At 60.0% G+C, this 12763-nt stretch carries 10 protein-coding genes; 5 read left to right on the top strand and 5 right to left on the bottom strand.

Annotation, left to right across the window (positions count from 1 at the left end; translation table 11 throughout):
• Position 1: 1 nt before the first annotated feature.
• From hutH to ACO6VM_RS02190, 4 genes are all read right to left on the bottom strand, one after another.
• Positions 2-1525: a histidine ammonia-lyase gene (gene hutH / locus ACO6VM_RS02175; protein ID WP_422402682.1), complete on the bottom strand. Its 1524-nt coding sequence runs from the start codon at positions 1523-1525 to the stop codon at positions 2-4.
• 12 nt (positions 1526-1537) lie between these two features.
• Positions 1538-2371 (bottom strand): quaternary amine ABC transporter ATP-binding protein, encoded by an 834-nt coding sequence (locus ACO6VM_RS02180; protein WP_125858216.1) that lies wholly within the window; start codon positions 2369-2371, stop codon positions 1538-1540.
• On the bottom strand, positions 2368-3219 hold the full coding sequence (locus ACO6VM_RS02185) for an ABC transporter permease (RefSeq protein ID WP_401057080.1): 852 nt from the start codon (positions 3217-3219) through the stop codon (positions 2368-2370). The genes ACO6VM_RS02180 and ACO6VM_RS02185 overlap by 4 nt, the downstream gene beginning before the upstream one ends.
• 75 nt (positions 3220-3294) lie before the next feature.
• The gene (locus ACO6VM_RS02190) at positions 3295-4263 is read right to left on the bottom strand and encodes an ABC transporter substrate-binding protein (protein ID WP_401057079.1); all 969 of its coding nucleotides are present in this window, start codon (positions 4261-4263) and stop codon (positions 3295-3297) included.
• Positions 4264-4365: 102 nt separating this feature from the next.
• Here ACO6VM_RS02190 and ACO6VM_RS02195 point away from each other — a divergent pair, with 102 nt between their 5' ends.
• The 5 genes from ACO6VM_RS02195 (at position 4366) to ACO6VM_RS02215 (ending at position 10743) form a co-directional block, all read left to right on the top strand.
• Positions 4366-5280 (top strand): LysR family transcriptional regulator, encoded by a 915-nt coding sequence (locus tag ACO6VM_RS02195; RefSeq protein WP_232884588.1) that lies wholly within the window; start codon positions 4366-4368, stop codon positions 5278-5280.
• A gap of 91 nt (positions 5281-5371) precedes the next feature.
• Positions 5372-5875 (top strand): sigma-70 family RNA polymerase sigma factor, encoded by a 504-nt coding sequence (locus ACO6VM_RS02200; RefSeq protein WP_401057078.1) that lies wholly within the window; start codon positions 5372-5374, stop codon positions 5873-5875.
• Positions 5875-6873 (top strand): FecR domain-containing protein, encoded by a 999-nt coding sequence (locus ACO6VM_RS02205; RefSeq protein ID WP_422402683.1) that lies wholly within the window; start codon positions 5875-5877, stop codon positions 6871-6873. Before ACO6VM_RS02200 ends, ACO6VM_RS02205 begins: the two co-directional genes overlap by 1 nt.
• 151 nt (positions 6874-7024) lie before the next feature.
• Complete coding sequence (locus ACO6VM_RS02210) at positions 7025-9361, top strand: TonB-dependent siderophore receptor (RefSeq protein ID WP_422402684.1); 2337 nt, start codon at positions 7025-7027, stop codon at positions 9359-9361.
• 719 nt (positions 9362-10080) lie between these two features.
• Entirely contained in the window at positions 10081-10743 is a 663-nt protein-coding gene (locus ACO6VM_RS02215; RefSeq protein WP_422402685.1) for a hypothetical protein, read from the top strand.
• A gap of 489 nt (positions 10744-11232) precedes the next feature.
• Here the strand turns inward: ACO6VM_RS02215 and ACO6VM_RS02220 are convergent, their stop codons facing one another.
• A complete protein-coding gene (locus ACO6VM_RS02220; RefSeq protein WP_401057074.1) occupies positions 11233-12720 on the bottom strand; it encodes a DUF1254 domain-containing protein in 1488 nt (495 codons plus the stop codon).
• Positions 12721-12763: the final 43 nt, after the last annotated feature.

Consider the following 12763-nt stretch of genomic DNA (forward strand, 5'->3'; position numbering starts at 1 on the left):
GTCACAACAGCTCGGGGAAGGCAGCGCCAAGCAGGCCGGGGTCCTTCAGGATCGATGCACTGCTGGCGATATCCGGGGCCAGCCAACGGTCCTGGGCATAGGCCGGGACCCGTTCGCGCAGCAACCGCCAGGCAACATGGGTACCTGCGCCAAAGCGCTGCTCCTTGAGGAACTCGAATGCCTGGGCCGCCAACAGGTATTCGATGGCCAGGATCTGCGTACAGTTCTCCAGGGCGCGGTGCAACTTCAACCCGGCATTGGTGCCCATGCTCAGATGATCCTCCTGCAGGCCGGAGGTGACGTAGTTGTCGATGACGGCCGGCTGTGCCAGCTGACGGTTTTCGGCACAGAGTGATGCGGCCACGTACTGGACAATCATCATGCCCGAGTTCACACCCGGTTGACTGACCAGGAAGGCCGGCAAGCCGCTGACCAACGGGTTGATCAGCCGATCGAGACGACGCTCGGCAATCGCCCCGATCTCAGCCACCGCGATGGCCAGCAAGTCGGCCGCCATGGCCACGGACTGGCCGTGGGGATTGGCCTGGGAAACCACCCGATAGGACTCGGGTGTACCCAGCAACATCGGGTTGTCGGTGGTGGAGTTGAGTTCGGTTTCGATCTGCCTTGCGGCGTGTTCCAACTGATCGCGCGCAGCGCCATGAACCTGCGGGATCGAGCGAATGCTCAAGGCGTCCTGGGTGCGAATGCCATGGCTGCTGGCAATGATTTCGCTACCCTCGAGCAGGCGTCGCAAATTGCGGCCCACGCGCTGCATCCCGGGGTGGGGTTTGAGCGCGATGATTTCAGGGTCGAAGGCATCGAGTTGGCCGCGCAGGGCTTCGAAACTCATGGCGCCGATAACGTCCGCCCACTGGCTCAAACGCGTGGCGTCATCCAGAGACAAGCAGCTCAGGCCGGTCATGCACGGGGTACCGTTGACCAGGCACAGACCATCCTTGGCACCCAGTTTGACCGGCGCCAGGCCGACTTCGGCCAAGGCCTGCTGCGCCGGCACGATCTGGCCGCGATAGCTGACCTGGCCGACGCCCAGCAAGCTGATGCTGATATGGGCCATGTGGGTCAGGTACCCCACCGACCCCTGCTTCGGCACCTGCGGGGTAATGTGCTGATTGAGCAGGGTCAGCAGCGCCTCGACCACCTTGCGCTGAAGGCCGGAGCGGCCCTGGCAGAAGTTGATGATCGCCGCGCACATGATCGCCCGGGTCTGTTCGTCCGACAGCGCGCTACCCACGCCACAGGCATGGCTGAGCAAGGTGTTGTGCGACAGCTGGCTGAGTTGTTCGTCCTGCAACGAGACATTGCACAAGGCGCCAAGCCCGGTGTTGACGCCATAGGCGCGGTCACCGCTGGAAACGATGCGCTGGACAATCGCCTGGGCGTTGTCGATCCGCGCCCAGGCCGATGGGGCCAGCTCAAGCTGCGCTCCATGCCGGGCCACGGCCACCACGTCCTGCCAGCGAACGGGCGCCTCGGCGATGATGATCTTTTCGGCAAACGACATACACGCGGTTCCTTAAAGCGAAGCTACGCGACGCTGCACGAAACGATCTACGTATTCGTCCGCAGGCTGGTAGAGGATTTCTTTCGGCGTGCCGACCTGGATCAGGCGACCGTCCTTGAGAATGGCAATTCGGTTGCCGATGCGCACCGCTTCGTCCAGGTCATGCGTGATGAAGACGATGGTCTTGTGCAGGGTCTTTTGCAGTTCCAGCAACTGGTCCTGCATTTCGGCGCGAATCAGCGGGTCGAGCGCACTGAAGGCTTCGTCCATCAGGATGATGTCGGTGTCGGCAGCCAGCGCACGCGCCAGGCCCACGCGCTGGCGCATGCCGCCCGACAACTGGTGCGGGTACGAGCGTTCGTAACCTTTGAGGCCCACGGTGTTGATCCAGTGCAGGGCGCGCTCTGTGCACAGGGCTTTGCTCTCGCCACGGACTTTCAGGCCGTAGGCGACGTTGTCCAGCACGGTGCGGTGCGGCAACAGGCCGAAGCTCTGGAACACCATGCTGATCTTGCGCCGACGGAATTCGCGCAGGGCCTGCATGTCGTATTGCAGAATGTCCTCGCCATCGACCAGGATCTGGCCGCTGGTGGGGTCGATCAGGCGGTTGAAGTGACGCACCAGGGTCGACTTGCCCGAGCCCGACAGCCCCATGATCACGAAGATCTCACCGCTGCCGATGGACAACGACAGATCGTTGACCCCGACCACGCAACCGGTATCGGCCAGCACCTGCTCTTTGCTCTTGTTCTGGCGGATCAGTTTCAGGGCATCTTCGGCACGCGCACCGAAGATCTTGAAGACCTGTTTGACTTCGATCTTGTTCATCGTCTGCTTGGCGCTCATTTGCCCACCCCATGCCGTGGCCGGCCATAGGCCTGAGTAATGCGGTCGATCACAACCGCTAGGATCACAATGGCCAGGCCCGCTTCGAGGCCGCGGCCCACATTGAGGGTCTGGATGCCGACCAGGACGTCTTCACCCAAGCCACGGGCACCGATCATCGAGGCGATGACCACCATCGACAGGGCCATCATGGTGGTCTGGTTGATGCCGGCCATGATGCTCGGCAGCGCCAGTGGCAACTGCACGCCGAACAGTTGTTGCAAGCGATTGGCACCGAACGCATTGATCGCCTCCATGACCTCGCCATCCACCTGGCGAATGCCCAGGTCGGTCAGGCGAATCAGCGGCGGGGCGGCATAGATGACGGTGGCAAAGATCGCCGGCACCTTGCCCAGGCCGAACAGCATCAATACCGGGATCAGGTACACGAAGCTGGGCATGGTTTGCATGATGTCGAGCAGCGGCATCAACACCGCCCGCAGGCGATCGTTGCGCGCCGACAGGATACCCAGCGGAATGCCGACCAGGACCGAGATCAGCGTTGCTACCAGCATCAGCGCCAGGGTCTGCATCAGCTTGTCCCAGAGGCCGACCGCACCGACCAGGAACAGCAAGCCGACGATCACAACAGTGGGTACGATTCTACGGGTGGCGTGCCAGGCAATAGCGCCGACGACGGCCAGCATCAGCCACCAGGGTGTTGCGCGCAGCAGGCCTTCGAGGTTGACGATGGCCCACAGCAGGGTGTCGGAAATGTGCCGGAACACGTCACCGTAGTTGGTGACCAGCGCGTCGACCCAGCCATTGACCCAGTCGGCAATGGAAAACGTGAAGTTTTTGGGAAACATGGATTTATCTCGAGCAAGTGCTTGAAGCGGACTGCTATGTGGCATGCCCGGCAGGCGCCGGACCGGCCCACACCCTCAGAGTGCCGCGTCTACCTTTTTGGCTGCGTCTTCGCTGACCCAGCTGTGCCAAACGTCGGGGTGCTCCTTGAGGAACGACTTGGCCAGTTCCGCCGACTCGATACGGTCTCTGGTCATGCGCGCCAGGTTCTGGTTGAGCAGATCGATCGGCAGATTGACCTTTTCCAGCACAGCCACCAGTTCCGGCGCCTGTTCGTGGAAGGTCTTCGACACGCCCACCTTGATGGTCACGGATTTATCCACGCCTGGTTTTTCGTCCAGCTTGACCAGGTCGGCCTGGCCCATCAGCGGGGTGGGCGACCAGTAGTAGAAGAGGATCGGCTCGCCACGCTTGTAGCTCGATAGCACGGCGGCATCCAGTGCCGGGCCGGTGCCCGGGCGGAAGTTGGTGTAGGTGTTTTCCAGGCCATAGCTCTTGAGCATTTGGCTGTTGTCCAGCTCGCAGGTCCAGCCGGCCGGGCAGTTGTAGAAACGCCCCTTGTCCGGTTCTTCCGGATCCTTGAATACCTGGGCGTATTGCCCCAGATCGGCGATGCTCTTGAGGTTCGGTGCCTTGGCTTCGAGTTTGCGCTTGGCATCGCCTTCGATCACATAACGCGGCACATACCAGCCTTCGACCGCGCCAACCACCGGCGAGCCGACGCCGACGACCTTGCCGGCGGCCGCAGCCTTGTTCCAGACCTCGCTGCGCCCTACCCACTCCTCGGCGAACACCTGGATATCGTTGCTGCTCAGGGCGTTTTCCATGGAGATGGAGTTACCCGGCAGGCTGTCGGTGTCACAGCCATAGCCATTTTTCAGCACGAACTGCATCACCTCGGTGAGCAGCATCCCGCTTTCCCAGTTCAAACCGGCGAATTTCACCGGCTTGCCGGACTCGCACCAACCGGCCGCCTGGCTGGCGCCAGCGCACGCCAGGAGCCCTAAAGAAAGTGTCGTGGTCAGCAGAGCCTTTGTAATTGTCATTGTGACGCTCCCAAACAAGATGATCACTGCGCAGGAGAAATATTTCACAACCTCAAAAAAGGATAAAATAATAACTCCTGATGCATCACCAAGGAAAAACCTATGAAGTTCACACTCAGGCAGCTTCGCTACGCGCTCGCAGCGGCCAAGCACGGAAACCTGACCACTGCCGCCATGGAGCTTCATGTTTCACAACCTTCCATCTCGGCGGCCATCACCGAACTGGAGGAGGTGCTGGGTCAAGCCATCTTCATACGCCAACGTGGCCTCGGGATATCGCTGACCCCATTCGGTCGTACCGTCATGGTCCAGGCCCGTCGCGTGCTGGCAGAGGCTCAGACCTTTGCCGAGATCAATGCCAATGCTGGCGAGTGTGTCGGCGAACTGGTGGTCGGCTGTTTTGAAGATCTGGCCCCCTATTGCCTGCCACAAATCGTGCGACGGATGCAGGAGTCCTGCCCGAGGGTCACGGTCGATATGCGCGATGGCAGCTTCGATTATGTTGGCAAGCGGCTCAGTGAGGGCGCGATAGAACTGGCCATCACCTATGACCTGGGTTTACCGCCGAACACTCATTGCACGCAGCTGTGCCAGCTGACCGCCCAGGTGCTGCTGTCGGCCGATCATCCGTTGGCCAAGCAGTCGCGCGTTAGTCTCAAAGCGCTAGCCGAATACACCCTGGTAGTCACCGATCAGGTTCACAGTTGGCAGCATGTGCTGGATCTGTTCAGCTTTTACGACCTCTCCCCCGCCGTTGTGCACCGTGTGCGCACCTTCGAGTTGCAGCGCAGCCTCGTCGCCAATGGCTTTGGCGTGGCGCTGATCTATACCCGGCCATTCGGTGACCGTAGTTATGATGGTCAAGCGCTGGTCTGTCGGCCGACTCAGGAGAAACTGCCAACCCATAGCATCGTGCTGGCGCATGATCAGCGCTATCCACTGACGCCTTCGGCCGAGGCGTTCAAGGAGCTGGCGGTGGCATGGTTCGCGGAGCGACCGTCGTTTGCATCCGAATGAACAAGATGCACCGCGCCCTTCTTCGTTCTTGTCGGCACACAATCAGCCACATATGATACTAAGTCTCATTTGCACAAACCTGTGACAACTCATGGCATCCGTCGACACCGCTCAGCTGACTGCTCTCTACGAACAGCAACACCGCTGGTTGCGTAGCTGGCTGTATCGGCAACTGAGTTGCCCCCACCGCGCCGCTGACATGATGCAGGACACCTTCATGCGTCTGCTGGCCAGCAGCGAGGCGCTCGAAGTCCGCCAGCCTCGGCCGTTCCTGGCCAAGGTGGCACGCAGTGTCCTGTCCAACCACTTCCGTCGCGCACGCCTGGAAAAAGCCTATCTGGATGCGCTGCAGATGGAAGACCAGAGCGTACTGCCGGATCTGGCGACCCAATTGATTATTTTCGAGACCCTGGTTCGACTCGACGAAGCGCTCTGCGAACTGGATGTCGCCGTCAAGCAAGCCTTTCTCTGGTCGCAACTGGATGGGCTCAGCCACGGCGACATTGCCGAGCGGTTGGGCATTTCGATCGCCACGGTCAAGCGTCACATCATCAAGGCAGGTGCGAAATGCATGCTGGTGACGGAATCCCTCTGATGACTGCCAGCACAAAGGCGGTTGCGCGAGAACCATCGCTTACACCGAAAATGTGTGAGGAGGCCATGGAATGGTGGCTCGATAGGCAGGAGGCCAATCTCGATTCAGCTGCACAGGCCGCGTTCATGGCATGGCGCAATGAACACCCCTTGCATGAGCTGGCCTGGGAAAAAGCCTTGGCGCTGGGCGAGCAACTCGACTCATTACGCAGCCGAGGCGACCCCGGCCTTGCCCGACGGGCCTTGTTGCTTCCCGCTCAGGAAGGGTTGAGCAGAAGACGGGCAATCAAGGGCCTGGCCTTGCTGCTGAGCGCAAGCGCTGGTGCATGGATGGCCCGGGACAGCGAAATGGTGTCGCGCTTCAACGCCGATTACACCACGGGTGTCGGTGAGCAGCGACGTGTCGCACTGACCTCAGAATTGTCATTTGAACTCAATACCCGCAGTGCGATGAATGCTCGCCAGGCAGATCAAGGTTGGCGCCTTCGATTGCTCAGCGGCGAGGTCCTGATCGACACGGCTTCGAACCAGACGCTGTTCATCGATACCGCACAGATTCGGGCCCAGGCGTCCTCGGCGCGTTTCACCGTACGCCAGTTTGACAATGGCTCAACGCAATTGGCGGTCTATCGGGGCTCGCTTCAAGCAAGCCCGACACAAGCCAGCACCTGGTCTGCCCTGCAAGCCGGCCAGATGGCACGTTTTGGGCCGCTCGGCATGCTCGACCAGAGTGCACTGCAAGCCAACGCGCCGGCCTGGGCCGAAGGCATGATAGTCGCCAACGGCCAACCGCTGCAGGCGTTCCTCGCTGAACTGGGTCGGTATCGTCATGGCCATCTTGGCTGCGACCCTGCCCTGGCCAACCTGCGGGTATGGGGCACCTACCCGCTGGCAGACAGCGATCAAATCATCGATGCCGTCGCCCACACACTGAAACTGGATGTGCAGCGTTTCACTCGCCTGTGGGTCAACTTGCGCCCCCTGCCGGCAACCGTTTGAAAAATTGTCGTCCGCGATGAGCCGTTTTGATTTCTGGCGAGACTCATAGGCCATACATCAAGATCATCGGGGACATCACATGCACCACCGCAGCATTTCGTCATCCCACACAACCACGCTCCTGACTGCCCTCGGCTGCGCTGCAGCGGTCATGGCCGGCGCTGCATCACCCGTGTGGGCCGCCGTCGACAGCAACGTGCAGCACTACGACATCCCTCCAGCACCTTTGGGTACTGCACTCAATCGCCTGGGCCAGCAAGCTCACTTGTTGTTGTCGTTCCCCAACGACTTGATAGCCGGCCAAAGCAGCCAGGGGCTGCGCGGCGACTACACCGTCGACGAGGCCCTACAGGCGCTGCTTGCAGGCAGCCAGCTGGTTGCTGTTCGCCAGCCGGATGGGCGATACGTCATAGAGCGGGCGCAGGTTTCAGGCGCCCTGGAGCTGCAGAGCATTTCGATTTCCGGCAAGGCACCGGGCTCGACCACCGAGGGTACCGGGCTCTACACCACCTACTCGTCCAGCAGCTCGACGCGCCTGAACCTCACGCCCCAGGAAACACCGCAAACGCTGACCGTCATGACCCGCCAGCGCCTGGATGACCAGCGCCTGACCAACCTCAGCGACACCCTCGATGCCACCCCCGGCATCATCGTGTTGCGCGACGGCCAAGGCGCAGAATCAGACGGCTATTTCTCGCGCGGCTTCGAGATTCAGAACTTCGAAATCGACGGTGTGCCCACCGTCAAACGCATGGACAACTACACCCAGAGCATGGCCATGTATGACCGCGTGGAAGTGGTCCGCGGGGCGACCGGCCTGATTAGCGGCCTGGGCAGCCCTTCAGCGACCATCAACCTGATCCGCAAGCGCCCCACTGCCGAGGCCCAGGCCAGCATCACTGCCGAAGCCGGCACCTGGGATCGCTATGGCACAGGTTTCGATGTATCCGGCCCGCTGACTGAAACCGGCAACGTGCGCGGTCGCCTGGTCGCCGACTTCAAGACCGAGCAGTCCTGGATCGACCGTTACAAGCAGGACTCGCAACTGATCTACGGCATCACCGAATTCGACCTGACTGAAGACACCCTGCTGACCATGGGCTTCAGTTACCAGCGCACCGACGTCGACTCGCCCATGCGCTCCGGCCTGCCCACCCGCTTCACCGACGGCTCGCGCGCCAAGCTCAAGCGCTCGCTCAATTCGGCGCAGTCCTGGTCCTACAACGACCATGAACAGACCAGCTTTTTCACCTCGATCGAACAGCAGTTCGCCAGTGGCTGGAGCGCCAAGGTCGAGCTCACCCACACCGAGAACAAGTTCGACGAGGTCTTCAACTACGTCAACGGCGGCCTCAACCCGGACGGCAGTGGCACCACCCAGTTGCCGGTGCGCTTCTCTGGCATCCCGCGACAGAACAACATCGATGCCTACCTGACCGGCCCGTTCAGCCTGCTGGGCCGCGAACACGAAGTGATCGCTGGCGTGACCTTGTCCCACTACTACGAAAACGTGCCCAGTTACGGCGGCTGGAAATACGACTATTCGGGCTCGCCCGCTGGCGCAATCGACAACCTGCTGAACTGGAATGGCGACTCGCTGAAACCGCCGTTCAATGTCACCGGCAAATCCACCACCGACGAAACCCAGTACGCCGCCTACCTGGCCACACGCCTGCACGCCACCGATGACTTGAGCATCCTGTTGGGCAGCCGCGTGGTCGACTGGCATCGCGATATCGAAGACAAACCTTATGGTGCCGCGCACACCAAGACAGAGGAAGCGGAAACCGGCGTCTACATTCCGTATGCCGGCGTGGTGTACGACGTCAACGACACATGGTCGCTGTATGCCAGCTATACGAAAATCTTCAACCCGCAATCCTCCTGGGTTCGCGACATCGACAACAAGCCGCTGGATCCGATGGAAGGCACTGGCTTCGAAGTCGGCATCAAGGGCAGCCACTTCGACGGCAAGCTGAACTCCAGCGTCGCGCTGTTCAAGATCGAGCAGGACAACCTGGCGATCTGGATCGACACCCCGGGCGGCAACACCTACAAATCCGAACAAGGCACCACCACCAAAGGTGTCGAATTCACCCTGGACGGCGAACTTGCCGAGGGCTGGCAGGCCTCCGCTGGTTATGCCTACGCGGTCAGCACCGACGCTGACGATCAGCGCATCGTGACCACCTTGCCGCGCCACAGCCTCAAGACCTTCACCAGCTATCGCCTGCCGGGGATTCTGGACAAGGTCACCCTTGGCGGCGGTGTGAACTGGCAGAGCAAAACCGGTGCCGACCTGCACACCTTCACCCAGGGCAGCTACGCCGTTACCAACCTTTTGGCGCGCTACGACTTCAATCAGCACCTGAGTGCATCTATCAACCTGAACAACGTATTCGACCGCGAATACCTCAGCTATGCCGGCGACCACGGCATGTACGGTGCGCCTCGCAACATCATGACGGGTATCAAATACAACTTCTGATGCGTGTACGCGTCGGTTGGATCGGGGCCATCGGTTTCAATCCAGTTCAACAACTGCAAAAACCAAGGGGCGTTTGCATGGCTGGAAACGATATGCCCCATAGCGGCCGGTGAGGTCGGCAGACAACTTGTTGGATCAGGTTTCGCGGTAGTCTTTGATACTAGGCTCTGTACGAAAAGCTTTGTGGGAGCGGGCTTGCCCCGCGATGGAGCGCGAAGCGCTCCTGTACCCGATATCAAATAGTGTCAAAGACGCCGCGAACTCAGGCTTTGCTGCCGCGTCGCGGCAGATCGCGGGGCAAGCCCGCTCCCACAACGTTGAATGACCACACTTTTCGTACAAAACCTAATGCTCCCAGTGACCACCATGGGTCAAAAGCGGTCGTCCGCGACCGGCTGCTAACGCCCCATAGCTGCCCTTCATGGAGTGCAGTTAACGGCTTAAAGCCGGAGTTCATGGCCTGAAGCACTGCATAGCCAACGGCTGCTTTTGGCAGAGAGCCGCAAGTCGCGAGGGGCGGCTCTCGATCTTGAGTGCGCAAGCAGTGAGATTTCGCGGTTCGCCTGTGGCGAGACTGAGAGATTGCCTGCGGCGTCACCGAATGGATTGCCGGATCTGCCCCCCCTGTCCAATAGCAAGTGACATGCCGGTATTGAGCGGTGCATACCTGACTGATAGCATCTAGCCATCAACCTCAATGCTCTTTCGGGAAGGGATCCATGTCAAAGAAAGCACTTGCTGCAGCGCTGGGCGTTATGGGGATGTTGACCGGCATGCAGAATGCGGTGGCTGAAGACAACCTGTTCAAAAAATATGCTTATGACACGCCGATTGCCAAATATACCGAGGCAGCAGGCTACTACGACTGTTCAACTGATATAGGCGCTACTGCACGATGCCTGGACGATGTGGATTTTCTGGATCAGAAGTTCACAGCCGCCCTGCTTTTCAGTGGTGACAAACTGATGATGGTTTCGCTGTTTGCACCCTATGATCGTGACCTGTTCGGTCGCGCCATTGGCGCTCTTGCAAAGACATTTACTCTGGTGTCGCTCGCTGACGGGAAATCCGTGCTGGATATCATTGAGTTCGCGGGTAAAGCAAAAAACAAGGATGAATACACAGCCAAGCTCACGAACTACGAGAATGTTGCGTTGGCCGCCAATGAGTTGACCTACTCCTTTGTTGAAGGGATCACCCCCGACAAGGGGGCCGCCAACGTCCATAGTTTGATGAAATCAGCACCTGCCAACATTAGGGGCGCTGATTTGATCGTCTCTGGCGAGGGTGACGAGTCCAGCATCATCATTAAGTTTTCTTTTCCGAAACTGGACGAAAACAAGCTTGTTCAACAAGCCAAGAAGCCAGTCGAGTCGTTCTGACCGCGTGCTTTCATTTGTGTTGAGCCCCGCGATAGCGGGGCTTTGGGTTTTCGGAGGGCTGTGTCCTGACACCAGCATTTCGAGTGACCAAGGCAGCTGAATCGCCTCGGTTTTGATAAAGGCGAATGACCGCTATTGGCCGTTAGCCGCCCTTAACGAGCGGCAGCCATGGGGCGTGGGCAGCCATCTGCGACTGACCGCTAACGACCCATAGCAGCCGCTGAAAGGTAACTGGCTTCGTGAGCGCGACGCGCACTTCGTGGGAGCGGGTTCACCCGCGAAGCAGGCGCCGCGATGGATGGCACCGGCTGTGCCGGTGTTCGCGGCGGTTCGACGCCTCGATGAACCCGCTCCCACAAAGATTGCTGATGGACTCAGCGTCCGTTATGGGTCGAATGCGGTCGTCCGCGACCAGCTGCCATCGACCTATTGCTGTCACTGGGTTGGTTCGCTGGCGCACAGCTCAGACCGCCAGCCTGGCCAGGGGCGTTACTTGACCTTCACCACGTCATCCGGTTTCCAGGTCTGGTCGTAGAAGGCGTCTTCGCTGCCGTACAAGCGCAGTGCAACCAGGAAGTTGCGGCCTGGGATTGTCTGGATGAATGCCGCATCGGCAACATCGGCCGGTTTTTCGGGACCGAACCAGATTTCGATGGAGCCATCCTGCTGCTTGGGGATGTCGTAGTAACCATTGGTGGATGGCAACAGCTGTTTCGTCTCGGGCATTGTGCCGTCAGTGATGTTGTAGGCGGTCACCGCCCAGAACAGCGCAGCGGGTGGATTCGCCGGCAGGCGCAGCTTGTAGGTACCACCGCCCTCGAGGAACTTGCCATCCTTGTCACGCCCTGTGAACGGGTACTTCGAACCAGCCCCCGTCGTATGCATCACCATCGCCGGTGCCGAGGAATAGGCGAACTGGAAGAAGTTGGCGCGCTGGTTTACGTCCAGGTAGCTTTCTTGCATCCAGTCATTGGTGCCGCCGGCCCAGGTGTTCTCATACTGACGGTCCTGATAGTAAAGGTTGCGTTTGTCTTCGCGCCCCAGTTGGCGGTTGGCGAGGATCATTTTCGGTGCGGTTTCCACCGCCTTCTTCAGTAGTTCTTGCTGCTTGTCCGTAGGCTTGAACGGCGCGCCCTTGATGATGCCGATGGACGCCAGCACGCCGCGCAGTTCGGGATCAATGGCTTCGACCGGCTCATAGTCGACGAAGGCCTTGAGCTTGGCCCAGTAGTTGTTGTCCACCGGGTACATCATGTTCAGCGCCTTGCCACTGGCGTCGGGGAACTCCATGGGCTTCACGTCTTTCTCCACCGTGAACAGCGGATAGACGCGGGTCAGTTCGGCGTTCTTGACCGCCGGTGCGGGGTCCGGCTTGCCTTCGCCTTTGGCCATGATCGTGCGGAAGAACAGGAAAACGTTGTAGGTTCGCGACTTGACCGCGAAGTAGCCACCAGGCACCGGCCCGTTGTAGTCCGGCGGCAGCAGCAGGTACAGACCGCCACGCGCACGGTCTGGTCCCACTGCACCCACGTCGGTAAGTGTTCTCTGGAAGAAATCGGTAAACATGCCAATGACATTCGCCGGCGCCTTCACCACCAACGGCCCCGTCTGTTTGAGATCCAGATAGCTCATGGAATAGATCACGTCGGCGTTGGGCGTGGGCACCATGGTCCGTGCGTCCATGCGTTGCTTCCAGATCGGCAGCACGTTGTAGCCGGCGCCGAATGCTTGCTCAGAGCCATCCTTCATGCCGATGGTGTTGAGCGCCGGCAGCATCGTCATGTAGGCGAAGACCGCGCGCTGGTAATACAGCTCATCACGAAGGCTCTCGGCCTCCTTGGGATCAAGCCAATTGCCGTTGTTGATCTGCTTGATCAGCGGCGAAGCCGGCGCCTGGTCGGCCGCCTGCACCATCGGCAGGGCCGTCAGCGAAGCAGCCAGTGCAGAAAGCGCGAACATACGTTGCATCGAACCCATGACAGTAATCTCCAGAACAAGGCGGCGACGCCCGATACGTCGT

The sequence above is a fragment of the Pseudomonas sp. GZD-209 genome (assembly GCF_049310485.1).
Classification (GTDB): Bacteria; Pseudomonadota; Gammaproteobacteria; order Pseudomonadales; family Pseudomonadaceae; genus Aquipseudomonas; species Aquipseudomonas sichuanensis.

Coding starts and splice junctions, on each gene's coding strand:
- ACO6VM_RS02215 (WP_422402685.1), top strand. CDS start 10,081: ATGTCAAAGAAAGCACTTGCTGCAGCGCTGGGCGTTATGGGGATGTTG.
- ACO6VM_RS02200 (WP_401057078.1), top strand. CDS start 5,372: ATGGCATCCGTCGACACCGCTCAGCTGACTGCTCTCTACGAACAGCAA.
- ACO6VM_RS02205 (WP_422402683.1), top strand. CDS start 5,875: ATGACTGCCAGCACAAAGGCGGTTGCGCGAGAACCATCGCTTACACCG.
- ACO6VM_RS02190 (WP_401057079.1), bottom strand. CDS start 4,263: ATGACAATTACAAAGGCTCTGCTGACCACGACACTTTCTTTAGGGCTC.
- ACO6VM_RS02180 (WP_125858216.1), bottom strand. CDS start 2,371: ATGAGCGCCAAGCAGACGATGAACAAGATCGAAGTCAAACAGGTCTTC.
- ACO6VM_RS02210 (WP_422402684.1), top strand. CDS start 7,025: ATGGCCGGCGCTGCATCACCCGTGTGGGCCGCCGTCGACAGCAACGTG.
- hutH (WP_422402682.1), bottom strand. CDS start 1,525: ATGTCGTTTGCCGAAAAGATCATCATCGCCGAGGCGCCCGTTCGCTGG.
- ACO6VM_RS02220 (WP_401057074.1), bottom strand. CDS start 12,720: ATGGGTTCGATGCAACGTATGTTCGCGCTTTCTGCACTGGCTGCTTCG.
- ACO6VM_RS02185 (WP_401057080.1), bottom strand. CDS start 3,219: ATGTTTCCCAAAAACTTCACGTTTTCCATTGCCGACTGGGTCAATGGC.
- ACO6VM_RS02195 (WP_232884588.1), top strand. CDS start 4,366: ATGAAGTTCACACTCAGGCAGCTTCGCTACGCGCTCGCAGCGGCCAAG.